Annotated in this window: 21 protein-coding genes and 1 pseudogene; 14 read left to right on the top strand and 8 right to left on the bottom strand. The window is 65.8% G+C overall.

Annotated elements, in window-relative coordinates; genetic code table 11:
* The first annotated feature begins 2 nt into the window (after positions 1 to 2).
* Positions 3 to 1460: an ABC transporter ATP-binding protein gene (locus HDC95_RS07320; protein WP_259062662.1), complete on the top strand. Its 1458-nt coding sequence runs from the start codon at positions 3 to 5 to the stop codon at positions 1458 to 1460.
* A complete protein-coding gene (locus tag HDC95_RS07315) occupies positions 1457 to 2254 on the top strand; it encodes an energy-coupling factor transporter transmembrane protein EcfT (RefSeq protein ID WP_259062661.1) in 798 nt (265 codons plus the stop codon). The genes HDC95_RS07320 and HDC95_RS07315 overlap by 4 nt, the downstream gene beginning before the upstream one ends.
* A 5-nt stretch (positions 2255 to 2259) precedes the next feature.
* Here the strand turns inward: HDC95_RS07315 and HDC95_RS07310 are convergent, their stop codons facing one another.
* The 3 genes from HDC95_RS07310 to HDC95_RS07300 all read right to left on the bottom strand — a co-directional run bounded on the left by HDC95_RS07310 (position 2260) and on the right by HDC95_RS07300 (position 3869).
* Positions 2260 to 2652 carry an MmcQ/YjbR family DNA-binding protein gene (locus tag HDC95_RS07310; protein ID WP_259062659.1) on the bottom strand — a complete coding sequence of 131 codons (393 nt, stop codon included), beginning with the start codon at positions 2650 to 2652 and terminating at the stop codon, positions 2260 to 2262.
* A complete protein-coding gene (locus HDC95_RS07305; protein WP_259062657.1) occupies positions 2652 to 3377 on the bottom strand; it encodes an aminoglycoside 3'-phosphotransferase in 726 nt (241 codons plus the stop codon). The genes HDC95_RS07310 and HDC95_RS07305 overlap by 1 nt, the downstream gene beginning before the upstream one ends.
* A gap of 132 nt (positions 3378 to 3509) precedes the next feature.
* Complete coding sequence (locus HDC95_RS07300; RefSeq protein WP_259062655.1) at positions 3510 to 3869, bottom strand: DUF488 domain-containing protein; 360 nt, start codon at positions 3867 to 3869, stop codon at positions 3510 to 3512.
* A 97-nt stretch (positions 3870 to 3966) separates the two neighbouring features.
* Between HDC95_RS07300 and HDC95_RS07295 the strand changes: the two genes are divergently transcribed.
* Both HDC95_RS07295 and HDC95_RS07290 read left to right on the top strand, forming a co-directional pair.
* A complete protein-coding gene (locus tag HDC95_RS07295) occupies positions 3967 to 4728 on the top strand; it encodes an SDR family NAD(P)-dependent oxidoreductase (protein WP_259062654.1) in 762 nt (253 codons plus the stop codon).
* Positions 4729 to 4835: 107 nt separating this feature from the next.
* Positions 4836 to 5666, top strand: coding sequence for an NAD(P)-dependent oxidoreductase (locus HDC95_RS07290; protein ID WP_259062653.1), 831 nt, complete (start codon positions 4836 to 4838; stop codon positions 5664 to 5666).
* Here the strand turns inward: HDC95_RS07290 and HDC95_RS07285 are convergent.
* A pseudogene (locus tag HDC95_RS07285) lies at positions 5663 to 6115 on the bottom strand (integrase core domain-containing protein); the annotation flags it as partial. The gene HDC95_RS07290 and the pseudogene HDC95_RS07285 overlap by 4 nt on opposite strands.
* Before the next feature lie 280 nt (positions 6116 to 6395).
* Here HDC95_RS07285 and HDC95_RS07280 point away from each other — a divergent pair.
* Both HDC95_RS07280 and HDC95_RS07275 read left to right on the top strand, forming a co-directional pair.
* A protein-coding gene (locus tag HDC95_RS07280; protein ID WP_259062652.1) for an IS3 family transposase occupies positions 6396 to 7588 on the top strand; the annotation gives its coding sequence in 2 pieces (ribosomal slippage) (positions 6396 to 6680 and positions 6683 to 7588; 1191 coding nt in all).
* A gap of 219 nt (positions 7589 to 7807) precedes the next feature.
* Positions 7808 to 8705, top strand: a protein-coding gene (locus HDC95_RS07275; protein ID WP_259062651.1) for an IS5 family transposase whose coding sequence is annotated in 2 segments (ribosomal slippage) — positions 7808 to 8143 and positions 8145 to 8705 — 897 coding nt in all. Because the reading frame shifts where the segments join, the coding sequence is not laid out codon by codon here.
* Between the two features lie 21 nt (positions 8706 to 8726).
* On the opposite strand, the gene HDC95_RS07270 is transcribed toward HDC95_RS07275, so the two are convergent.
* Complete coding sequence (locus HDC95_RS07270; protein WP_259062650.1) at positions 8727 to 9473, bottom strand: sulfite exporter TauE/SafE family protein; 747 nt, start codon at positions 9471 to 9473, stop codon at positions 8727 to 8729.
* Positions 9474 to 9475: 2 nt separating this feature from the next.
* Positions 9476 to 10114, bottom strand: coding sequence for a bifunctional 4-hydroxy-2-oxoglutarate aldolase/2-dehydro-3-deoxy-phosphogluconate aldolase (locus HDC95_RS07265; protein ID WP_259062649.1), 639 nt, complete (start codon positions 10112 to 10114; stop codon positions 9476 to 9478).
* Positions 10115 to 10326: 212 nt separating this feature from the next.
* On the opposite strand from HDC95_RS07265, the gene HDC95_RS07260 reads away from it, so the two are divergent.
* The 8 genes from HDC95_RS07260 (at position 10327) to HDC95_RS07225 (ending at position 23157) form a co-directional block, all read left to right on the top strand.
* The gene (locus HDC95_RS07260) at positions 10327 to 11235 is read left to right on the top strand and encodes a class I fructose-bisphosphate aldolase (protein WP_259062648.1); all 909 of its coding nucleotides are present in this window, start codon (positions 10327 to 10329) and stop codon (positions 11233 to 11235) included.
* A 2-nt stretch (positions 11236 to 11237) separates the two neighbouring features.
* Positions 11238 to 12758, top strand: a complete 1521-nt coding sequence (locus HDC95_RS07255) for a CoA-acylating methylmalonate-semialdehyde dehydrogenase (protein WP_259062647.1) — start codon at positions 11238 to 11240, stop codon at positions 12756 to 12758.
* 46 nt (positions 12759 to 12804) lie between these two features.
* A complete protein-coding gene (locus tag HDC95_RS07250) occupies positions 12805 to 14856 on the top strand; it encodes a hypothetical protein (RefSeq protein WP_259062646.1) in 2052 nt (683 codons plus the stop codon).
* 110 nt (positions 14857 to 14966) lie between these two features.
* Positions 14967 to 16313, top strand: coding sequence for an ABC transporter substrate-binding protein (locus tag HDC95_RS07245; RefSeq protein ID WP_259062645.1), 1347 nt, complete (start codon positions 14967 to 14969; stop codon positions 16311 to 16313).
* Between the two features lie 13 nt (positions 16314 to 16326).
* Positions 16327 to 17298 carry a carbohydrate ABC transporter permease gene (locus tag HDC95_RS07240; protein WP_259062643.1) on the top strand — a complete coding sequence of 324 codons (972 nt, stop codon included), beginning with the start codon at positions 16327 to 16329 and terminating at the stop codon, positions 17296 to 17298.
* A gap of 12 nt (positions 17299 to 17310) precedes the next feature.
* Positions 17311 to 18198 (top strand): carbohydrate ABC transporter permease, encoded by an 888-nt coding sequence (locus HDC95_RS07235; RefSeq protein WP_259062642.1) that lies wholly within the window; start codon positions 17311 to 17313, stop codon positions 18196 to 18198.
* A gap of 18 nt (positions 18199 to 18216) precedes the next feature.
* Positions 18217 to 19203, top strand: a complete 987-nt coding sequence (locus tag HDC95_RS07230; protein WP_259062640.1) for a DUF4432 family protein — start codon at positions 18217 to 18219, stop codon at positions 19201 to 19203.
* Positions 19204 to 19329: 126 nt separating this feature from the next.
* Complete coding sequence (locus HDC95_RS07225; RefSeq protein WP_259062639.1) at positions 19330 to 23157, top strand: family 43 glycosylhydrolase; 3828 nt, start codon at positions 19330 to 19332, stop codon at positions 23155 to 23157.
* Between the two features lie 58 nt (positions 23158 to 23215).
* On the opposite strand, the gene HDC95_RS07220 is transcribed toward HDC95_RS07225, so the two are convergent.
* Entirely contained in the window at positions 23216 to 24004 is a 789-nt protein-coding gene (locus tag HDC95_RS07220) for an SDR family NAD(P)-dependent oxidoreductase (RefSeq protein ID WP_259062638.1), read from the bottom strand.
* Positions 24001 to 24885 (bottom strand): MBL fold metallo-hydrolase, encoded by an 885-nt coding sequence (locus HDC95_RS07215; protein ID WP_259062637.1) that lies wholly within the window; start codon positions 24883 to 24885, stop codon positions 24001 to 24003. The genes HDC95_RS07220 and HDC95_RS07215 overlap by 4 nt, the downstream gene beginning before the upstream one ends.
* Between the last annotated feature and the right edge of the window lies 1 nt (position 24886).

Raw genomic sequence — 24886 nt, 5'->3', positions numbered from 1 at the left:
GCATGACCGCTGCCGCCCCGGCCCGTGTGCAGGCCGCGGGCTGGGGATGGCGCTACGCCGGACGGAAGCTTCCCGCAGTCAGCGACGTCTCGTTCACGATCGAGCCCGGCGAGCGCGTGTTGCTGCTCGGAGCATCCGGCGCAGGCAAGTCGACGCTTCTCGCCGGACTCGCGGGAGTGCTCGGCGACGCCGACGAGGGCGAGCGCACCGGATCGCTTCTGCTCGATGGCGCAGCCCCTGAGTCGCGCCGCGGGCAGGCAGGCCTCGTCATGCAGGACCCGGATGCCGGGATCGTACTGTCGAAGGTAGGCGACGATGTCGCCTTCGGATGCGAGAACCTGGGGGTTCCGGCATCCGAGATCCCCTCGCGGGTGGCGCACGCGCTCGAAGCCGTGGGCCTGAAAGTGCCGCTGCTCCGGCCCACCAAAGAGCTCTCCGGCGGCCAGAAGCAGCGCCTGGTGCTCGCGGGAGTGCTCGCGATGCGTCCGGGGCTGCTGCTGCTCGACGAGCCGACCGCGAACCTCGACCCCGAAGGTGTCGCCGAAGTGCGCGCGAGCGTCGAGCGGGTCGTCGACGCCACGGCGGCGACGCTCATCGTCGTCGAGCACCGCACTCCGGTCTGGGTCGACCTGATGAGCCGCGTGATCGTTCTCGCCGCCGACGGCGGTCTTCTCGCCGACGGGTCGCCGGCGCAGGTGTTCGCTGAGCACGGTCGAGCGCTGGCAGATGCCGGGGTGTGGGTGCCCGATCAGGACGTCGAGCTGCAAGTGCTGGCGGTGGCTGCGGATGCGAATGCGCCGGCGCTTTCGGCGACGGGACTCGCGATCGCGCGCACATCCAGAGACGTCGTCCAGTCCGGACTCGACGTCCGCGTGCCGCGGGGGAGTGCCACCGTGATCACCGGACCGAACGGCGTCGGCAAATCGACGCTCGCGCTCACACTGGCCGGTCTCATTCCTGAGCACGAGGGTGAGGTCGTCGCCGCATCCTCGCTTTCGGGACGGGGAGGGCTCAGGCCGATCCGATGGACATCGCGCGAGCTGCTGACGCGCATCGGCACCGTCTTCCAGGAGCCAGAGCACCAGTTCCTCACCCAGACGCTGCATGACGAACTCGCCGTCGGGCCGAAGGCGCTGGGGTGGGACGCCGCGCGCACCGCGGCCGTCGTCGACGGGTTGCTCGAGCGTCTGCACCTCTCGCACCTCGCTCTCGCGAATCCGTTCACGCTGTCCGGCGGGCAGAAACGGCGGCTGTCGGTTGCGACGGTGCTCGCGGCATCCCCCGAGGTGATCGTGCTCGACGAGCCCACCTTCGGGCAGGACCGCCGCGGCTGGATAGAGCTCGTCGCACTGCTGCAGGAAGAGGTCGCTTCAGGCACATCCGTCGTGGCCGTCACGCACGATGAAGGCGTGATCTTTCACCTCGGCGGGCACCGGATCGAACTGGAGCAGGCATCATGACCGCGCAGCGCACGGAGGTGTCGGTCGAGCCCCTGGAGCGGTCGTGGCTCGACGGCGTGAACCCCGTGACGAAGCTGGCGCTCGCACTGCTGCTGTCGGTGCCGCTGTTCGCGTCGATCGACGTCGTGAGCGGCCTCGTCGCGATCGGATTGCAGTTGCTGTGCCTGCCGCTCACCGGCATGCGGCTGTCGAGCGTGCTGCGTCGCATGCTTCCGCTCGTGATCTTCGCGCCGCTCGCCGGACTCAGCATGCTGTTGTATGCGGAGCCGGCAGGGCGCGTCTATTGGAGCTTCGGCTTCGCGACGATCAGCGAGGACTCGGTCCAGCTCGCGATCGCGGTGAGCCTGCGCGTCATGGCACTGGGGCTGCCGACGATCCTGCTGTTCGGTCGCACCGACCCGACCGAGCTGGCGGACGCGCTCGCTCAGGTGGCGAAGCTGCCGAGCCGGTTCGTGCTCGGTGTGCTCGCCGGCACGAGGATGCTGGGGCTGTTCCTCGACGACTGGCGCACGATGGGTCTCGCTCGCCGCGCGCGCGGCGTCGGCGATCGTGGTGCGCTCAGGCGTTTCTTCTCGATGGCATTCGTGCTGCTGGTCTTCGCGGTGCGCCGCGGCACGAAACTGGCGATGGCGATGGAAGCGCGCGGGTTCGGCTCCGGCATTCCTCGCACGTGGTCCCGGCAGTCTCGCATGCATGCGCGCGACGGGGTCGCGCTGCTCGGCGGCGCGTTGATCATGGCGCTCGCGCTCGCCGCCGCAGTGCTGCTCGGCACGTTCCGGTTCGTCTGGAGCTGAGCGGGTCAGCGCGGGTCGAGTTCCTGCACCAGCCGTCGTGGCGCTGTCACACGGTAGGAGGCGTCGATGAGCTCGCCGATCTCCCGCCAGTCGGTGTCACGGTCGAGGTCGATCCCGAGCCATCCCGATGGGCCGAGGTACGCCGGGACCCAGAACCGCCGGTCCTGACGCAGGGCCGGATCGTCGTCGGGGTCTGGACGCACCATGATCGCCGCATCGTGGGCGATCCACTCCTGATCGATGCGCACCGAGCCGCCGTAGTAGCAGAACACCTTCTGCGTGTAGAAGGTCGGGCGTCCGTGACTGATCTTCTCGTCGGCCTCAGGGAGCGCGAGCGCGATCTCTCGCACCCGCGCGAGAAACGGATCGTCGTGCCGGAACATGATCGGATGTGCCATCACATCGCGTCCCACAGCGCCCGGTAGTACGCCAGCCGCTCACGGTCCGGCTCGACGCCGTACGCCTCGATGAGCGCGTCTTCCCATCCGGGGCCGTAGTTCCACTCCGTGCTCATGGACGCCACCGCGATGTCGGCCCAGCGGTCGGCAGTCCCGAGTGCAGCGAGGTCGACGTGCGCGAGCCAATGACCGCCGGCATCCAGCAGGGTGTTCGGCACACAGGCGTCACCGTGGCAGACGACCAGCCTGTCGACCGCCGGCGCCTCGCGCAGCGCGGGTGGAATGCGGATGCCACGGGCTTCCGCGTTCGCGAGGCGGCCTGGCACGCCCCAGCTCCACCGGCATTCGTCGACCGGCAGTGCGTCGTGCAGCGCCCGCAGCGCCTCGCCCACCGCTCGCACGGCAGTGGCAGGTTCCGCGATCCAGCGCGGTGCGACGGCGCTCTCGCCGGGAAGAGCCGCCGTGACGAGCCATTCGTGGGTGGTGTCCTGCCCCTGGTCGAGCACTTCAGGCACTCGCGTCCACTGCGATGCCCACCGCATCCGCTCCGCCTCGTCGCGCATGTTCGCCTCGAGGTCGAGAGGGCCGTGTTTGATGAAGCGTCCGTCGTCGGTTCGGAACGTGAGTCCGCCGATGTTGTTGTGCCACACGGGCGTGAGCGCCGCGGTGCCGGCGAGTTCGCGCACGCGCTGCGGCACTTCGACTTGAGTGGAGGGGATGCTCACAGTCTCATTCTCCTGTCCACCTCGTGCACAACTCCGGAGCAACTGCCCCGAACAGCGCAAACAGGGTCGAGTTCATGCGGATCGGCGAAAAGCTCCGGAGTTGTGCGGGGGAGAACGACGCTGCGGGGATGCTCACAGCAGCTGGCGCAATGCGCGCTCCAGCACCACCGCGTGGTTGTGCTTCTCACCGTGGGCGGCATAGACGAGCGTGATGACGCCGTGCTGCTTCAGCTCAGCGGCGAGCGCCTTGAGCGCGGGGGCCGTTTCGTGCGCCAGCTCGGCACGGTAGCGCTCGGCGTAGACGCCCCAGTCATCTTCGGATGCCGCGTGCCATGCCTTTCGCAGATCAGGGCTGGTTGCGGTGTCCTTGGCCCACAGGTCGATCTCGCCCCGCTCCTTCGATAGACCTCGCGGCCACAGCCGATCCACCAGGACGCGGAAGCCGTCAGCCGCCTCGGGGGTATCGTAGGCTCGCTTGCGACGCAGTTGCATGCCTCCACCCAACACCTGTTCACCGGTCGACGCCAGGGTGGAACTGAGAACTGCGTATGCTGGAACTGAGTTGCACGAGCCGTTCGAAGGAGAACACATGCAGGTCGAGGGATCCGGAGCACTGATCACAGGTGGCGCCTCAGGCCTCGGCCTCGCCACGGCGCGGGCGCTCGCCGCCGCCGGAGCGCACGTCACGCTGCTCGATCTGCCGTCATCGCAGGGCGCGGAGCTTGCCGCCGAACTGGGTGGAGCGTTTGCCGTCGGTGACGTGACGAGCCCGGAGGATGCCGCGTCCGCCGTCGCCGCAGCGAACACCGAAGCTCCGCTGGGCATCGTCGTGAACTGCGCAGGCATCGCCCCGCCGGCGAAGGTGCTCGATCGCGACGGCAATCCCGCAGTCCTCGCGGACTTCGAACGCGTGATCCGCATCAACCTCGTGGGTACGTTCAACGTGATCTCCCAGGCATCCGCCGTGATCGCGAAGAACGATCCCACCGAATCCGGTGACCGAGGAGTCATCATCAACACGGCATCCGTCGCCGCGTTCGACGGGCAGATCGGCCAGCCCGCATACTCGGCGTCGAAGGGCGGAGTGCACGCCATGACCCTGCCGATCGCACGCGAGCTCGCCCGTCACGGCATCCGGGTCTGCACGATCGCTCCGGGCATCATGGAGACGCCGATGCTCACCGGTCTTCCGGAGGCCGCGCAGGAGTCGCTCGGTCAGCAGGTGCCGTATCCCGCGCGTCTGGGACGCCCTTCCGAGTACGCCGCGCTCGCCCTGAGCATCATCGAGAACGATTACCTGAACGGTGAGACGATTCGCCTGGACGGCGCGATCCGGATGGCACCGAAATAGCCCCACCCCACCCACCCTCAGCCTTTCGAATCGCGCAGAGTGCTGCATTCCGATGGCAGATCGAACACTTTGCGCGATTCGAAGCACGACGTCACTAAGGAGATCCAATGACACTCGCAGGCAAGACGATCCTGATGTCGGGCGGCAGCCGCGGCATCGGACTGGCGATCGCGCTGCGCGCCGCGGCGGACGGTGCGAACATCGCGATGCTCGCGAAGACCGACACCCCGCATCCGAAGCTCGAGGGCACGATCCACACCGCCGCCGAGCAGATCCGGGCGGCCGGCGGCAACGCCTTGCCCATCGTCGGCGACGTGCGCGAAGACGACGACATCACCGAAGCCGTCCTGAAGACGCAGGGCGAGTTCGGCGGCATCGACATCGTGATCAACAACGCCAGCGTGATCGACCTGTCGCGTTCGCTCGACCTCGGCGCGAAGAAGTACGACCTGATGCAGGACGTCAACGTGCGCGGAACGTTCATGCTGTCGCGCACAGCGATCCCGCAGCTGCGGGAGTCCGCGAACCCGCACATCCTGTCGCTGTCGCCGCCGCTCAACCCCACACCGAAGTGGCTCGGCGCGCACACCGGATACTCGCTCGCCAAGTTCGGCATGACCATGGTCACGCTGGGGCTCGCCGCGGAGTTCGCCTCAGACGGCATCGCTGCTAACACGCTGTGGCCGCGCACGACGATCGCGACTGCCGCCGTGCAGAACCTGCTCGGGGGCGACAAGGTGATGGCTGCGAGTCGCACGCCGGAGATCTATGCGGATGCCGCCTACGCTGTGCTCACGAAGCCGGCGGCCGAGTACACCGGGCAGAGCCTCATCGTGGAGGATGTGCTGGAAGCCAACGGCGTGACCGACTTCTCCGGCTACGCCGCCGTGCCGGGAACGCCGGACGATCGGCTGTTCCCGGACATCTTCCTCGGTTAGTTGTGATGTCCAGGCAGGTTGTTGAGTCTGCTGATGGGTGCGGCGCCGATTGCGGAGTGGTGCCTGTGATGATTGTAGAAGTGCAGCCAGCCGGGTAGTGCAGCGCGGCGTTCGGATTCCGATCCGTAAAAGCGTGCGTAGGCCCAGCCATCGGCGAGGGTGCGGTGGAAGCGTTCGATCTTCCCATTGGTCTGGGGTCTGTAGGGGCGCGTCCGTTTGTGCGTGATCCCCAGTCCAGCGCATGCGTCTCGCCAGGCGTGGGAGCGGTAAGCGGCTCCGTTGTCGGAGAGCACCCGCTCAACGGTGACGCTGCGATCAGCGAACCAGGCGGTGGCGCGTTGGAGCACGTCAATCGCGGTCACGGCCTTCTCGTCCGAGCAGATCTCGACATAGGCCACTCGGGAGTGGTCGTCGATGACGGTATGCAGGAATGCGGTCCCGATACGAGGCCGGTATTCGTGTCCGCGTTCACCGGTCCGCCGTGCCTGGGCGCGTGCGTTGAGCTTGCTCTGCTGTCGGCTGAGGAACTTGTGCCCTCCGCCGTCAGGGATGTTGCCGAACTTGGTGACGTCGACATGAACATCTTCGCCGCGACACCGACCGGCCAATGCTCTTCAACGATGAGCTTGGCTAGCCGCAGACGAGCGCGCGGGGTGAGAGGGGACTGCTGCACGGATAGGTGACATCTGAGGTGGCTAGCCCGGAGGGCTGGCCTGGAAGGATGTCATCATGCCCAAGGCGTTTCCCAAGGAGTTCCGCGACGATGTCGTTCGTGTGGCGCAGACCCGTGAAGCGAACGTGACGCTCGCGCAGATAGCGAAAGACTTCGGAGTGCACGTGGGCACTCTGGATAAGTGGCTTCGCGAAGCCCGTATCGACGATGGCGAGCAGCCGGGAGTGACACGCTCGGAGAGCGACGAGATGAGGCAGCTGCGTAAGCGCAACAGGCTCCTCGAGCAGGAAGTCGAGGTGCTGCGGCGGGCGACGGCGTATCTGTCACAGGCGCATCTGCCGGGAAAATGATGTACCCGCTCGTGAGAGAGCTCGCCGCTGACGGGATCCCCGTCACGGTGACGTGCCGGGTGTTGAAGCTCTCCCGCCAGCCCTATTACCGGTGGCTGGCCGACCCGATCACGAACGCCGAGATCGTGGAGGCGTATCGCGCGAACGCACTGTTTCACGCGCACCGCGATGACCCGGAGTTCGGTCATCGGCTCCTCGCCGACGAGGCCCGGGAGGCCGGTGAGGCGATGGCGGATCGGACTGCGTGGCGGATCACCGCTGCGAACGGCTGGTGGAGCGCGTTCGGGAAGAAACGGGGCAAGAACGGCAAGAAGCCCGGCCCCGCCGTCCACGACGGCCTCTGCACTGTGACAGACGAGAAGGGTCGGGTGCGGCACGAGTTCACCGCCGAACTCCCGAACCAGCTCTGGCTGACCGACATCACGGAGCACAAGACGGCGGAGGGCAAGCTCTACCTCTGCGCGATCAAGGACGTGTTCGGGAACAAGATCGTCGGGTACTCCATCGACTCCCGGATGAAGTCGAGCTTGGCCGTGCGAGCGTTGGAGAACGCCGCCCAGATGCGCGGTGAGGTCGCCGGCTGCGTGGTCCACTCCGACCGCGGATCGCAATTTCGAAGCAGGAAGTTCCTGCGCGCCTTGTCCCGTCACCGACTGGTCGGTTCGATGGGACGCGTGGCCTCCTGCGGAGACAACGCCGCCATAGAGAGCTTCTTCGCTCTGCTGCAGAAGAACGTCCTCGACCGCCGCTCCTGGACCACCCGTGAGCAGCTGCGCATCGCGATCGTGACCTGGATCGAGCGGACCTATCACCGACGTCGTCGACAGGCCGCTCTGGGCCGTTTGACCCCGGTCGAATTCGAGACCATCATGAACACGACCGTCGCACTGGCGGCGTGACTACAACTGTCACCTATCCGTGCAGCAGTCCCGAGCAGCGTTAGCGTGGGACACGAAGGCCTCCTGTGTGCGTGAGCGGTTTCTAGACAGCTCCACTCTCGCAACAGGAGGCCTTCGCCCGTCAGTAGATCACTCGCGACTCACGCAACAACGTCCCTGGACATCACAGCTAGGGCGCGTCTCCTAACTTGTCGGGCGATTGGCGGCAGGCTTGTGGACGTGTCGCGTACTCAGTCGCTTTCTGATTCGGCGTGGGCTCGGATCGAGCCGTTGATGCCGCTGGCCTCGGGCAAAGGCGGTCGGCCGTTCCAGGATCATCGTCGGGTGGTCGAGGGTATCGTGTGGCGGTTCCGGACGGGCTCGCCTTGGCGGGATCTGCCGGCGGAGTTCGGCCCATGGCAGACGGCATGGAAGCGGCATCGCCGGTTCAGCGGCGATGGCACGTGGGACAAGATCTTCGCCGAGATCCTCGCCGACGCGGATGCTGCGGGGGAGATCGACTGGGCGATCAGCGTGGACTCGACGGTCAACCGCGCCCATCAGCACGCGACGAACCTCCCGCGCGACACAGGGGGATCTGGCGAGTTACAAGAATCTACGCGAGGAACCGCCTGACCACGCGATCGGCCGCTCACGCGGTGGGTTGAGCACGAAGATCCACCACCTCGTCGATGGACGCGGGCGACCGCTGGTCGTGCTCGTCGGCCCCGGACAGGCCGGTGACTCACCGATGTTCCCCGTCCTGATGGATCATCTTCGCGTCGCTCGGCGCGGGCCAGGCCGGCCGCGCACCCGCCCGGATCGGGTCCGCGGGGACAAGGCATACTCGTCCCGCGCGATCCGGCAGCACCTGCGTGATCGCGACATCATCGCAGTGATCCCAGAGCCGGCTGATCAGCGAGGACACCGCAAACGTCGCGGCTCCAAGGGCGGCAGGCCGGTAACCTACGACGTCGAGGACTACAAGGGACGCAACGTCGTCGAACGCGGCTTCAACGAAGACAAGCAATGGCGTGGACTCGCCACTCGCTACGACAAGCTCGCCCTCGCCTACCGCGGCGGAGCCGTCCTTCGCGCCATCACCCTCTGGCTCAAGCGGTTAGGAGACGCGCCCTAGTCGTTCCGCCGCGGGGTCGGCTCAGAACAGCAGGTAGCCGGCACCGACGATCGTGAGACAGATCACGATCCAGTCGAACACCTGCTGCTTCATCCGGCGGGCCACGCGCACACCGACCAGCGCGCCGATGACGACGAGCGGGATCAGCACGGCATCCATCAGCAGCACAGGGCCACTGAACAGCCCGATGCTCGCGAGGAAGGGCACCTTCGCGAGGTTCACGATCGCGAAGAACCATGCCGAGGTGCCGAGGAACACCTGCACCGGTGTGCGCATCGCGAGGAAGTACATCGACATCACAGGTCCTGCGGCATTCGCGACCATGGTCGTGAAGCCGGCGAGTGCCCCATATGAGGACGCGATCACGATGCCATGCTCGGCGGGTGCGGCATCCGTCCTGCGTTGACGCCAGCGACGCCACAGCGTCACGGCGATCATCGCGAGCAGGATGACACCGATAGCGCGGCGCACGATGCTGTCATCGCCGAGCGCGAGGAACGCGAAGCCGGCCAGCAGGCCGGCGACGACCGCCGGTGCCAATCGCAGCAGCGTCGGCCAGTGCGCGTGCCGCCGATAGGCGATCAACGCGAACATATCGCCGACGATCAGCAGGAGCAACAGCGCCGCGGTCGACGTGCGGGCGGGCAGGACAGCCGCGAACAGCGCCACGGGCAGGATGCCGCCACCGGGGATCGCCGTCTTCGCGAGGCCGATCGTCAGGGCGGCGAGGGCCAGAACGGCCCACGCCCACGGCAGGAGGTCCGGCACGCTCAGCCGCGTACGGCGGCGAATGCCGCGGCGAACGCCTCCGCGCGCGCGGTGAGGTCGGCCCAGTCGCCGGCCTTGATCGATGCGGAGTTCGCGAGGTCGCCGCCGGCGCCCACGGCCACCGCACCTGCCGCGAACCAGTCGGCCAGGTTGTCGGGCTTCACGCCGCCGGTGGGCATGAGCGGTGCACCCGGGAACGGTCCGCGCAGCGCTCCGAGGTAGGACGGACCGCCGAGGGATGCCGGGAAGATCTTCACGACGTCGACTCCGAGTGCGAGGGCGCCCATGACCTCGGTGGGGGTCATTGCGCCGGTCATCACGACTCGTCCGGTGTCGAGCATCGCGCGGGTGAGGTCTGGCAGGGTGCCGGGGCTCACCAGGAACTCGGCACCCGCGTCGGCTGCGGCGGTCGCCTGCTCGATGGTGGTGACAGTACCAGCGCCGACATAGGCCGCGTCACCGTGCCGGGCGATCAACTCGCGGATCACGGCGGGAGCGTCGGGCGTGGAGTACGTGACCTCGATGCCGGCGACGCCGCCGCGGATGATCGCGTCGGCCGCGTCGAGCGCCTGCTCGGGGGACGGGGCGCGTAGTACGGCGAGAACGCCGGTGGCACGGGCGCGGGCGAGACGGTCGGTCATGGAAGCTCCTCGATGGGTGATGCTTCCATTCTCGTGCATCACGCAGGCTGTAGTGACAGGTCGCGTCGAGTGTGATCGCTTGGATTCTTCTGTAGGGAGAGACGACCTTGACGAATGCGCGAATCCCTCCTAATGTGAGATTGTCAAGACATACTGCTGACGTCTCATCCGGGAGGATGAGTGGATACGATGCTGAAGGATGGTCACGACAGATGACACGTCTCGAGTCTGCGGAGCTCGCTCGGCTTCGCGCTGTCCGTGCCACCGATCCCGGTGCAGTCGAACGCGCGCACCTTGCTCGAACGCGACGGCCGATTCTGTGCGACGACGGCCGCCTGTTCATCGTCGCCGCGGATCATCCGGCGCGCGGTGCGCTGGGCGTCGGGGGCGATCCGTTCGCGATGGCGGACAGGCGAGAGCTCCTCGAGCGGCTCGCCGAGGCGCTGAGCCACCCACGCGTGGATGGTGTGCTCGGCACGGCGGACATCCTCGACGACCTCGCACTGATGGGTCTGCTGAACGACAAGCTCGTCGTAGCTTCGATGAATCGCGGGGGGCTTCGAGGATCGTCTTTCGAGATGGACGATCGGTACACGGCCGTCGACGCACGCTCTGCCAAGAAGATCGGCGCCGACATGACCAAGGCCCTGATCCGCGTCGACGTGGACGACCCGGCGACGGTCTCCACGCTCGAGGCGACCGGGCGCGTGGTGACCGAATGCGCGGCCGCCGACCTGCCCATCATTCTCGAGCCGTTCATCAGCCGCCGTGTCGACGGACGCGTCGAGAACGACCTGTCGACGGATGCGGTGATCCACTCCGTGGCGATTGCGGCCGGTCTGGGGGCGACCAGTTCGCACAGTTGGTTGAAGATACCGGTCGTCGACGACATGGAGCGGGTGATGGCTGCGACCACCCTGCCGACCTTGCTGCTCGGCGGCGACGTCGGCCCGGATCCGGACGACACCTTCGCACGCTGGGAGAAAGCCCTGCAGGTCCCCGGAGTCCGCGGGCTCACGGTCGGTCGCACGTTGCTGTATCCACCGGGTGGCGATGTCGCGACCGCGATCGATCAGGCCGCACGTCTTGTGCATCCCGCAGAACTACCGGAGAAGAATTGACGATGTCCACGACGCAAACGCAAACGATCGGCCACTGGATCGACGGCGCGCCACGTGCGTCCGGGAGCGGCAGGACTGCTCCGGTGTACAACCCGGCGACCGGATGGGTTCAGGCGCAGGTCGCTCTCGCTGATCAGGAGGAGATCGATGCGGCGATCGCGTCGGCCCGGCGCGGCTTCGAAGTGTGGAGTGAGCTGTCGATGGCGCGGCGCCAGAGCGTTCTCTTCGCCTTCCGCGAGTTGTTGAACGAGCGCAAGCCGGAGTTGGCCGCCATCATCACCCGTGAGCACGGCAAGGTACACTCCGATGCGATGGGCGAGATCGCTCGCGGCCAGGAGGTGGTGGAACTCGCGACCGGATTCCCGCACCTCATCAAGGGAGCGTTCTCGGAGAACGTGTCGAGTGGGATCGACGTCTACACGACGAAGCAGCCGCTCGGCGTGGTCGGCATCATATCGCCGTTCAACTTCCCTGCGATGGTGCCGATGTGGTTCTTCCCGATCGCGATCGCCGCAGGAAACGCGGTGATCCTCAAGCCGAGTGAGAAGGATCCATCCGCCTCGCTCTGGATCGCCGAACTCTGGAAGGAAGCGGGCCTCCCCGACGGCGTGTTCACCGTGCTCAACGGTGACAAGGTCGCCGTCGACGGTCTGATGAAGTCTCCCGACGTGCAGTCGATCTCTTTCGTGGGTTCGACGCCGATCGCACAGTACATCTACGAGACGGCTGCCAAGCACGGCAAGCGCGTGCAGGCGCTCGGCGGCGCGAAGAATCACATGCTCGTGCTGCCGGATGCCGATCTCGACCTCGTCGCCGACCAGGCCGTGAACGCCGGATACGGCGCGGCCGGCGAGCGCTGCATGGCGCTCTCCGTCGTGCTGGCGGTGGACCCGGTGGCGGATGCGTTGATCGAGAAGATCGTCGAGCGCGTCGCCACGCTCCGAGTTGGTGACGGTGCGGGAGGGCCGGATGGCGAGCCGCATCTGGGCCCGCTCATCACTGCGGAGCACCGCGAGAGGGTGGCGGAGTACGTGGCGATCGCCGAAGACGACGGTGCGACCGTCGTCGTCGACGGCCGCACCTGCATGGTCGAGGGCAATGAGGACGGTTTCTTCTTCGGTCCGACTCTCCTGGACGGTCTCCGGCTCGACTCCCGCGCATACACCGAGGAGATCTTCGGGCCGGTGCTGCAGGTCGTCCGCGTCGCGACCTTCGATGAAGGTGTGGCGCTGATCAACTCCGGGCGATTCGGCAACGGAACGGCGATCTTCACGAACGATGGGGGTGCTGCGAGGCGCTTCCAACGCGAGATCCACGTCGGTATGGTCGGCATCAATGTGCCGATTCCCGTCCCCGTCGCCTACCACTCCTTCGGTGGGTGGAAGGCTTCGCTGTTCGGCGATGCCAAGGCATACGGTGTGCACGGTTTCGACTTCTTCACCCGGGAGAAGGCGATCACGAGCAGATGGCTCGATCCCGCTGCGCACGGCGGTATCGATCTCGGCTTTCCGCAGCACGACTGAATACCCAGTACACAACACGACGACGTGCACGACACGAGTAAGGGCGATGATGACCACCGATACGTACGAGTTCGTTTCCGACGCCGATGAGTGGACTCTGCGGCGTGACGGCTCGCCGGTTTTGCGGGTGCTGGCACGCGAAGGCGCGACGGACACCTTCACTCCGATAGAAGGCGGCTTCTGGCTGTGGGAGAGGGTGTGCGACGAGCCGACCGACTCGATGCGCATGGAGCTCGAGACGACCTTCACGCCGCAGTACACGATGGTCCCCGGTATCAGTTACAACGGCAACGGATGGGGCGACACCCCCGAATACGTCGGGGATCGTGCCGCAAACGGTACGCCGTGGACCTGGGCGTGGCACCGCGGCACCATTCCGGCTTGCACCTACTCGGCCGCTGACGGACAGGCCGTCGTGCTCAGCGGCGCCCTCGACGATGCGGTCAGTTGTTCGCTCACCCGCGAAGGGGATGTCGAGCGGCACTCGCTGCTGTGGCCGGAGGTCGAAGGGCCACAGGTGCTGCATCGGCACTTCTGGAAGGACGCCTACGAAGGCTCGATGGAGCCGCGTCGGGTCTTCCAAGCAGTCGTCGGCGGATTCGCAGCGGAGCGTCCACACCTCGACTACCAGCCGCTGCTCGATTTCGCGTTCCGGTACTACGGTCACCCCGTGTACGAGAAGTTCGGCCCGCAGCGCCTCCATGAACTGAGCCTCGCCTACACGAAATTCCTCTGGACGAAGGAGGCCGACGGGTTCGTCAGCATCAACCGCGGATGCGGGTGGCATGAGGACATCACCGCATTCGGTAAGGCGCGGGTCTCCAAGTACGAGATCGGCTGGGTGGGTCAGAGCGCACTGCTCGCCGTCGCCCTGCTCGAGGAGCACGTGCGCACAGGAGACGCGGATGCTAGGGACAAGGGGCTGAGCGTCCTGGACCACTGGTGTCGCTTCGCCATGCCCAACGGCATGATCCGCATCAAGTTCAGCCTCTCGCCCGAGGAGGACGGCGTGCTGGAGACGGCTGTCGAGACGCTCGAGCAGAGCAAGGAGCCCGGCAAGGAATTGCCGTACGAGGAGTATCACCCCGAGTTCGTCACGGGCGCGGACGGAAAGCGCATCTTCCCGATCGACGCCTGCAACCTCGGTGGCGCGGCGGAGCATTTGTTGACGGCGTACGGGCTTGCGCAGGCTATCGGCGAACCCCGCCCCGAGTACAAGCGCGTCGCGCTGGGTATCTGCGACTTCGCGCTTCGCGAACAGAAGGCGAACGGGCAGTTCGCCAAAGCCTGGAACCCCGACGGAAGCGTCTTCCGGGAAGGCGGCACGGTCGGTTGCTTCCTCGTGCCGGCACTGCTCAAGGCCTATGAAGTCACCGGCCGAGACGAGTATCTCGAAAGCGCCACCCGTGCGTTCGACTTCTACTACGACGAGCTGCTTCGCGACGGGTACACCACGGCCGGGGCGCTGGACACCTATTGCATCGACAAGGAGTCCTCGAGTCCGCTGCTCATCTCCGCCCTGCGTCTGCACCGACTCACGGGAGATCGTCGGTACGTCGAGGCGGCGGAGACGACGGCTTGGTACCTGAGCACGTGGATGATGCACTTCACCGTGCGATATCCCGTGGCCAGCCTGCTGCACGAGGTCGGCATCGACACTTTCGGGATGACCTCGGTCTCGACCGCGCACACCGCCGTCGACCAGTACTCGCTGCACGACGTGCTGTCGTTCTTCGAACTCGCGGAGATCACCGGGGATGATCAATGGCGCGAGCGGGCGCTTGCGCTGTGGGTCGGCGCCAGCCAACTGATCTCGGACGGCACGCTCGCCGTGCGCGGGCGAGTCCGCCCTGCCGGTTCGCAGGACGAGGCGATCTTCCATACGCGGTGGGGGCGCCCGGTGGTGACCGAGTTCCATCCGTGCGAGTGGTTGCCCGCGTGGCCGACGGCGTTCCGGCTCGAGGTGCTTCACCGGCTGAATGATTGGGCCGACCTCGAGCGCGGCCTCGACAGGATCGAAGGCGAGGTCCAGGTCTCGGTGCTGGACGAGCCGATCGCGGAGCTCGGCGTCAGTGAGACCGCACTTGTGGGCAAATGAGCAAATGTAATTACCTCTAGACATTGACACATAAGGTGCTCAATCTCTAGGCTGAATCCAGCTGCTTCAGGCATGTCTCGCTGGAGCCGCACCGACAAGGAGGTCAGATTGTGATTAGCAACAACACACAGATCAGTCGACGCGGGCTGCTGATCGGTGGTCTTGGGCTCGCAGCGACGACAACTCTGCTCGCGGCTTGCGGTCCCAGCGAACGGGGCTCGACCGCCCCCATCGACAAGGGGTCAGAAGAAGAGGGCAAGCTCGTCGTCTGGGGCGGTGTGGCCCCAGAGGCGGGTCCGCAGGCGCTCGTGGACGCGTTCATGAAGAAGTACCCCAAGATCAAAGTCGAGTACGTCCGATTCGTGAACGACGCCGAGGGGATCCTCAAGCTCGACTCGGCGCTCCAAGGCGGAGTCCCGATCGATGTCTTCTTCTCCTACGGGACAGTCGATATCGCGCGGCGATCAGCAGCCGGCCTCGCCATGGACCTCACAGACCTGGCACGCAAGGACAGTCAGCTCAAGAGCTTCGTGCAGAGCACCCCGATCAGCACGATGGTCGATGGCAAGCTCTTCTCGATTCCCACGTCGATGTACCCGAACTACGTCGCGCTCAATGCCGACGCGCTCGACAAGGCCAAGATCGAGGTCCCCTTCGACTGGACGATGGACGATTACCACGATGTCGCGAAGGCTCTGAAGCGCTCTGGATTCGACGTGGGCGGATACAACGCTCCTAAGTCGTTCCCCGCCACCCTTGGTGGCGACTATCTCTACAAAGACGGCGGCAAGGAGTCGAACTTCGATCACCCGTCGTACAAGGACGAGCTCGAACTCGTCCTTGCGATGGAGGATGACGGATCGATCTTCACGCAGGAGCGGATCTCAGCCGAAGGCATCGGCGGCTACGCGCAGAACTACTTCCTCAACGGGAGCTTCGGCATGATGATCGACGGTAACAATGTCATCCGATACGCCAAGAATCTCAAGGAGTATCCGCACGACTTCCGCGTCACGTTCCGACCCTATCCGGCGCCGGAGGCGGGGGCAGCGTACTTCAACCCCGGGGTGCGAGGAGACGATGTCCAGATCTCGGCGAAGACGCAGTATCCGGGCGCGGCATGGACATTCGTCAAGTTCTGGATGGGTGAAGGAGCGGACCACATGACGACGTCTGGCAAGGTTTCCCCTGACCAGTTCGCGAACCCGTCCGACACGATGTACGAGAACCTGTTCGGGCCCGACGCGGACAAGCTGTTCGACATCGAGGCATTCGGCAAGACGTTCTTCACGGAGGAGCCGCCGATGTCCGTGCGCGCGATCACCACGGCCTACACGGAGATCTCGACGCTCAAATCTCAGATCGAAGGCGAGGTGCGGTTGCGGACGAAGTCGGTGGACGACGCCATCGCAGAGTTGAAGCAGAAGGCCGACGAAGCAATCACCAAGGCGTCGTGAGGAACCTGCCCCTGTGACTGTGACAGAGACTCTGACTACGGAGGGCGGCCGCGCCCCGCGCTCGGCCCGTCTGTCCACTCCGCGACGGAAGCCGCATGCGCTGGTCAACGGCTATCGATGGTGGATTCCGTGGGCGTTCCTGATGCCGACGATCCTCGGCGTCGCGGCATTCCTCGTCGTCCCGTTGGCTGCCGGACTGTTCATCGCCTTCACCGATTGGAACGTCGTCTCGGGCATCGAGGGCATCCGCTGGGTCGGTGCAGCCAACTTCCAAGAACTCATCGGCGACGAGAAGTTCTGGTCATCCGTGGGGCGGACGCTCTTCTACGCGGGTGTCGGCACGCCGCTCACGGTTGCAGTCGGAGTGATACTGGGGCTGGCGCTCAATCGTCCCATGCCCGCCAGAGGACTGCTCCGTGCGATCTTCTTCCTCCCCTCGCTGGTCAACACGGTCGCGGCGGGAACGGTGTGGCTGCTTCTGCTGCATCCGACCTCCGGTCTCGTGAACGACACGCTGCGCGCGATCGGCTTCAGCGAGCCTCCCAAGTGGTTCGTCTCACAAGACTGGGCGCTACCGGCGATCGTGCTGATGTCAGTGTGGATCGGGGCGGGGTACGTGGCAATCCTCGTCATCGCCGCGCTGCAGGACATGCCGGAGGAGCTGTACGAGGCCGCCACGTTGGACGGCGCCGGTGCATTCCGCAAGTTCATTACAGTCACTCTTCCTGGACTCGTGCCGATCCTCACCTTTCTCTTCGTCACGTCTTTCATCGGGCGCTCCCAGTCGTTCGGTCTGATCCAGTTCATGACCGGGGGCGGACCGGGCGAGTCGACCACCGTCCTGTCGTACTACATGTACGAGGTCGGATTCCAGTCGTACCGTTTCGGCTACGCGGCGGCCATCGGTGTGATGAGCATGCTGGGCGTCCTGGTGATGTCGGTCGTGCTGCTCCGCCTGCAGCGCGGCCGTGGGCTCTACACGTAAGGGGTGTCCGGAATGAGTGACGAAGTCATCGAGTCGCGGCAGACGCCCGTCCGTGCGGGATACCTCCGACGTCAGCGCGGGGCGCGCGTCGTGTGGTGGCTGACCGGGTTGATCATGGCGCTTGTGGCGTTGCTGTTCCTCACGCCGTTCCTATGGATGGTCTCGTCTTCGCTGAAGAACAACGTCGACATTTTCGAGCTCCCGTTGCGGTGGATCCCCGATCCGCTTGTCTGGGCGAATTACATCGACGTGTGGTTCGGTGAACGCTCGATGGTGCGCTACTTCTCGAATTCCACGATCGTCGTCGTCGCCACGATCGTCGGCCAGCTCGCCGTGGTCACGCTCGCCGGATATGCCTTCGGCCAGCTGAGGTTCAAAGGCCAGAACGTGCTGTTCGTGCTGTTCCTGGCCACCTCCATGGTGCCGGGACAGCTTCTCCTGGTCCCGCGCTTCATGTTCTTCCAACAGATCGGTCTGTACGACACCCTGTGGGCGCTGATCCTGCCAGGGCTGGCGTCCGTGTTCTCGACCTTCCTGCTGCGACAGCATTTCGCGGCCGCGCCACGGGAACTCGGTGAAGCTGCGCGCATCGACGGCGCCAGTGAATGGCGGATCTTCTTCTTCATCTATCTGCCGCTCGCGCGCCCGATGCTCGCGGCTCTGGCGATCCTGATCTTCGACGCCACGTGGAACGACTACGAGAGCGCCTTGATCATGATCACGGACGAATCCAAGTACACGATTCCGCTCGGGCTCACACGCTTCATGTCGGAGGACGGCACGGTGTCGCTCGGGCCGGCGCTGGCGGGCTCGGTCTCGTCCCTCATCCCGATCCTCATCGTCTTCCTGATCTTCCAGCGGCAGTTCATGCGATCGATGTCGCGCGCCGGGCTGCGCTGACGAACGAATGGAGAGTCGATGACGACCGCAACCATCGAGCACCAGATCACCACCGTCTCGGGGTGGGAGGCCAGGCGACTGTCGACGGAGCAGCTCGATGTCACGGTCATCCCCGGAAAGGGAGGTGACGTGACCTCGATCAGGGTTCGCGCGAGCGGAGTCGAGCTGCTCTGGACTCCGCGTTGGGGTCTGCGGCCCCCGTGGGCACTGCCGCTGCCCGGAGTGCCGGAGGCACTGGCGCTGGACCGCTCGGGCGGTGGCTGGAACACGATGTTCCCCAACGCCGGTCGTGCGTCCATCGAGCACGGCGTCGACTGGGGGTTCCACGGCGAGGCTTGGCTCGCACCGTTCGAGGCGGAGGAGACGCCCGACGGCATCCGCATGACGACGGCGCTGGCACGCAGTCCCTTCACGGTCACGAAGGACGTGGCAGTCGAGGGGAATCAGGTCACGGTCACCGAGACAGTCACCAACGTGGGGGCGCAGCCCATCGATGTGCTGTGGTGCCAGCATCCGGCCTTTGGCGAGCCGCTCATCGGTCCCGAGACGACCGTGCAGATCACCGGATGCGCTGTGCATCCGGACATGCCGGACGATGTTCCATCAGATGCAGCGGCGCCGCACTGGCCCGCCCACACCGAGGTCGACGGCTCCCGCCACGATCTCTCGCGGCTCGTCGCCGATCGGAGCGGAGTGGCCCGATTGGCGTTCCTGGGATCGTTCGACGAGGAACGGGTGCGGGCCCGCATCCACAACCCCCACCTCGGACTCGCCGTGGAACTCGCATGGAGCAGAGAAGACTTCCCGTTCGCCTGGTACTGGTACGAGGCGGGTGGGCGCCTGGACTACCCCTGGTACGGCGCTGCGCACTCGCTGGCGTTGGAGCCCGCCAGCGGATACCCCAGCGGCGTCCGTCGGGCGCGCGAACTCACGGGTACCGCGACGACGATCCAGCCCGAAGCGACCGTCACGAAAACCGTGACTCTCACCGTCACCTCAGGGTGAGCCCGACCAGACCTCTACACATCACCAGACCTCTACACATCACCAGACCTCTACACATCACCAGACCTCTACACATCACCAGACCTCTACACATCACCAGACCTCTACACATCAATGGAGCCCCCGATGAAGCGTGTGTCCATGATCCTCGCGGCGGCCTCCGCCGCCTTCGCCCTGACGTTCTCCGGTCTTGTCGCCTCGACGGCGGCTGCTGAGGAGGAGACCGTCATCTACGTGGCCCAGGACAGCGGCGACGACAAGAACTCCGGCACCGGTCCGGATGATCCCGTCCGCACGCTGACCGGCGCACTGCCCAAGGTCGCGGCTAGCGGTGGAACCATCGTGCTCATGGGCGACTACCGTCTCATCAAGAGCATCACGGAGCCGGAGCATTCCGGCGAGATCCGGATCACCAGTTCCGATGGCACCACGGACTACCCGGGACGCCTGATCTTCGCCGACCAGCAGTTCATCGAGTACAACCTGTCGGGACCGACGACCTTCGCAGACCTGGACATCCAGACCTCGCAATGGGCGGTGTTCGCGGCGAACTGGAACCCGATCGTCTTCGGTGACGGGGTCACGATGGCGAACGCCGAAGGCAAGCGGCAAGTGTTCGTCATCGGGGGCTACCATGGCCCCGCGGATGGGGACGTCACGCTCGACGGCAATTCGAACATCAGGATCGACTCGGGCTCTTTCTACAAGGTCTCCGGCTTCAGCCGAGGCAAAGGAGTCGGGACGCAGACCTACACGGGCACCTCGCACATCTCGATCAACGGCGGTGACATCCAGGAGGTCTTCGGGGCATCGCTGGAGAACCACTACTCCGGGAGTACTGACATCACGATGACCGGCGGCAGCGTCGGAACACTTCACACCGCCGGCGACGTCACGCGCTACCTGGTGGGCGGTGCTGATGTCGCGCTGAGCGGCGGTCATGTCGACACCATCGACATCAACAACGTCGTGGAGCACGTCGACCTCACGCTCGACGGCGTGACGTGGGGTGCCATCAAGGCGCAGAATGCGTGGGGCGGAGAGGAGCGGCTCCAGCAGATCCTCGACTTCGCCGCGGTCCGCACGGTGCACTTCGCCGGTCAGTATTACACCGCGGGACAGGTCGCGGCGCTCCGGCAGCTGTTCGATGTCGTGACGAACACCGCGGATGTCCGTGTCAGTGCGTCAGGATCGGGGAACGAGTGCAGCGCGGAGCAGCCTTGCGCCAGCCTCGAGACCGCGCTTGGCCTGCTCGCCGCGGACGGCGGCGCGATCACGATCAGCGGAGATGTCAGCTGGGATGTCGATCCGGCTACGCTCGCCGCAGGCGCGGGTCGGGTGTCCTTCGTCGGTGACGGCTCGGCATCCATCGCGTTCCCCGCCGACGCGGACGTCGCTCTCGCACGTGATGTCACTTTCGAGTCGGTCACGCTGGCCAACGCCGGTGCCCTTGAGTTGCAGGCTCACGGTACGGATCTGGTGATCGGGGATGATGTCGTCACCGATCAGGGGAGGGCGGTGAGCCTGGTCGGCGCGGGCGACGCGCCCTCGCTGACCGTGCGCTCAGGAGAATTCGCGAGAATCGTCGGGGTCACCGGACTGACCGGAGCATATAGCGGTACGACGGACGTCACGATCGCCGGCGGCGAGATCGGAGAAGTGTGGGCCGGCACCGACAGCGCGGTTGAGGTCGCAGGTGCATCGGTCACGATCGACGGCGGAGAGGTGCAGACTCTGCACGCCTCCGGGGGCCGGGTCACCGAGAACCTCACGGCCAGGTTCCTCGGCGGTGAGGTGACGGATGCGAGGCTCGAGCGGGCCGACGCCGGGGTCAGGGTGCGCGTCGGCGATGTTGAGATCAGTGGGATCTCACTGTCGGACTGGGCGGATGCCGGTGATGCCGAGCGCGCGCTCGTGCGCCTGCCCGGCGCGGACGCGGAGTTGATCGACGAGATCGCCGGCTCTTTCGGCACTGTCATGGATGACGAGGTCGTCTACCTCTCCTCCGAGGGCACCGGCGACGGAGGCAGTCCGGCTCACGCCGCGGGTGACCTGAGTGAGGCGATCGCGGCGCTCTCGGGCGATGGTCGTGTGGTGCTCACCGACCGTTACACGATCGAGGGCGGATACGACCTCGGCGACTACGACGCGGACGTCGTGCTCACATCCCGCGACGGTGATATCGACTTCGGAGCAGAGGGGGCGGCTTTGCAGATCGAAGGCGCGATGAGGCTGGGCGGTCCCACCACGCTCCGGGATCTGCAGCTGCTGTCGCCGGGAACAGACGGGACGCTGTACGGGATGGGTCATGCGCTCACGATCGGAAGCGGCGTGGACACCGAGTTCACCCGACGAGGCGAGACCTACCTCTCCATCGTCGGCGGAGGTGACGATGCCACGCCGGCGCCGGCCACATCGGTGACGGTCGAAGGCGGTCAGTGGGCCGGTCTGCGCGGCGGCTCCGACAGCACGGAAGCCGTCACGACCGGATCGCAGATCGGTGTGCAGATCGATGGCGGCACCTTCTCGGGCCCCGTCGTGCTCGCGCACCGGGGCGAGGGCTCAGGGGCGGCATCCGCCGTGATCAACGGGGGGTCATTCCCGCAAGGTCTCTACGCCGTCTACGAAGAGGACGGCGCAGCTTACTCGGCCGATTACGACGTGGACATCACCGTCAACGGCGGCGAGTTCTGGGCGACGGTCGCTCCGGCGAAGTCGCGCGCGACCGAGCTCGCCGGCACCTACGAACTCACCGTGAACGGCGGCGAGTTCGCTCATCTGACCGACCTGCTGGGAACGGAGGGCTTCGCCGGCTCGATGACCAGCGCCCTGCATGTCGACCCGGCCATCTCGGACACGGTCCCCGAGGGAGAGCTGACGTTCGCCAATCCGCTCGTCCGCGCCGCCGATCCGTACATGTTCACCCATGATGGGCAGTACTACTTCATCGCAACCGGCGGATCGACACTGGAACTGCACAAGGTGGCGAACCCCGCCGACCTCGGCAGTTCCGTGGGATCGGTGATCTTCGCACCCGACGACATGGCGAATCTGTGGTCGCCCGAGATCCATCACCTCGCAGCGGAGGAGGTCGGCGAAGAGAACGCCGGCTGGTACCTGTATCTGTCGGCCGCGGACACCGGCGAGGCGGCGGCCGAGGGGCAGCGGCAGTACGTGCTCAAGGCGCTCGATGGAGACGACCTGTTCGGTCGCTGGGGCGACCCTGTGACGGGGGAGGTGAACGAGCCGCGCCGGATCACGAATGTCGACGACCCGGACTTCAACCTCCACAGCTTCGTCGCGGGTATCTCTCTGATGCGCGTGGCTGACGAGACGTACATCACCTACGTGGCGGAGGTGGGCCGCGGGAGCGCCGACTTCCATCAGACCATCAACATGAGCCACATCGTCAACCCGTGGACGCTCGCCGGAGAGCCCACGGTCATCACCCGGTCCGAGTACGACTGGGAGATGCAGGGGTATGCGCAGGACAGCAGCGACCCGACAAAGTGGTGGCCCAAGGTCGTCGAGGGCGGAACAGCGGTGTACGGACACGGCGGCGAGGTGTATCTGGCGTACTCCGCCAGCGGCTACTGGACCATCCACTACGCGATCGGCTATCTGAGGTACATCGGCGGCGATCCGCTGGATGCCGCGAACTGGGAGAAGAATCCGACTCCGATCATGAGCAAGAACACCGAGGTCACCGGAACAGGCACCGGACCGAACTTCATCGACCATGAAGGCACCGACTGGTTCCTCTTCCAGGCACGGCCGGGCCCGAATACCCAGACCGCCCGATACGCGTTCATCGAGCCGTACACCGCCGACTCGAACGGCCTGCGCATCGGCGACGGCTCGGGGCACCCGGCACCGCTGTCGACCGAGTACACGATGAGCGTGAACCCGATTCCGCTCGGCGAGAAGGCCAGCGGGTTCACGTCGACGGGTTGACGCCCACACGATGAAGAGCGCTGAGAGGTCGAATCGACCTCTCAGCGCTCTTCAGCGATCAGAAGGCGTCGTCCAGCATCGAATCGATCGAGCCGTCGATGGACTGTCCGCCGTCCACGGTGATCGTCTGACCGACGATGAAGCGACTCCTGCTCTTATCAGCGAGAAACACTGCGAGCTCGGCGATGTCTTCCGGGGAACCGCCGCCACCGAACGGGATCTTCCGGTTGAAGCCGCTGAGGTCGCGTTCGCTGTAGCGGTCGAGCGCCTTGGTGTGGATGAGGCCGGGTGCGATGCCGTTGACGTTGATGCCGTACGCGATGAGCTCCACGGCGAGTGCCTTGGTCATCATGTTCAGGCCCCCCTTCGCCGCCGAGTAGGGGAGCGCCTTGCGCCGCACCCAGGTGATATCGCCGTGGATCGAGGAGATGTTGATGACGGCACCGCGCACTCCCTGCGCGACCATCGAACGGGCCGCGGCCTGCGTGCAGTACGACGCGGCGCTCAGGTTGAGAGCGATCTGACTGTCCCAGTACTCGACGGGCATGTCGATGAATCCGCCGGCGGGCATCTTCAGCGCACCACCCGCATTGTTGACGAGGGCATCGATGCGTCCGAACCGGGAGACGAAGCTCTCGACCATCGCCTGGGCATCGGAGGAATCTGAAACGTCGGCGGCGAACACTTCGGCCTCGACGCCGAGATCCCGGCACTGCTGCGCGATGCTCTCGGCGTCGTCCGGTGAGGAACGATGATTGATGCCGACGTGATATCCCTCGCGCGCGAACGCCAGGGCGCAGCCGGCGCCGATCCCGCGTGATGCTCCAGTGATCAAAGCGGTCTTCATGAGCATTCCCTTTCGGCGGCTTCCTGGTAGGCGGCCACGGTGTGCATGGGTAGAAACATCTTCGCCGGGGCGATCCCGCCGATGTCTTCGACCAGTGCCTCCGCCACCGTGAGCGGATCGGTGATCCCGGCCGTCGCCATACCGGCGACGAACCCGCGGTCGTGCTCGTAGCATCCGATGCACGTCGCGAGAAACTGCTGGGCTGCCTCGGGGCCGATGGCGGTCTCGCCCAGCGGCAAGTAGGGGTGGCCGCACACGATGTTCTGCACCGGAAGGCTGATAAGCCGCTGCAGCGACGGCAGATATCGGCTCGGATCGAACAGGAGCGCGCACCCTTGGGAGATCGTGCCATTCAGCTGAAGCGAGTCGCCGGTGATGAGCGTGCCCGAGCGGACATCGAAAAAGCAGCACGCATCCGTGTCGTGGCCCGGCGAGTGGATCGTGCGCAACGGCCCCAGCATGTCGCCGTCCTCGAGCAGCAGATCGGGGTCGACGCCGTCGAGCACCGACGGGGGAGCGGCGCTGTGCTCGGGGAACTTCGCCCGTATCTCGCGGCTGTACGCGAGCGGATCGCGCATCCGTTCCAGGGAATCGCGCAGAACCGCGACTTTGATCGACGGGGCGAGTGCGCGCATCCGCCCGATGCCACCCACGTGGTCGCCGTGGATATGCGTGGCGAGGACCCAGCCGATGTCCGCGAGCGTCAGATCGAATTCCGCGAGTGCGGGCACGATGGTCGAATCCACCGTCTTGGCGCTGCCGCCGCTGTCGACCAGAATCGGCGCATCGTCGCCGAGTACGAGCACGACCCCGGTCCATACTCCGGTGAACGGGACCTTCAGCAGGAATACATCGTCGGCGACGGCTGAGAACCTCTCCATG

This window comes from Microbacterium sp. AK031 (genome assembly GCF_024807145.1).
Lineage (GTDB): Bacteria > Actinomycetota > Actinomycetes > Actinomycetales > Microbacteriaceae > Microbacterium.
The sequence above is the reverse complement of the archived record's forward strand: the minus strand, read 5'-3'. Positions and strand labels throughout refer to the sequence as shown.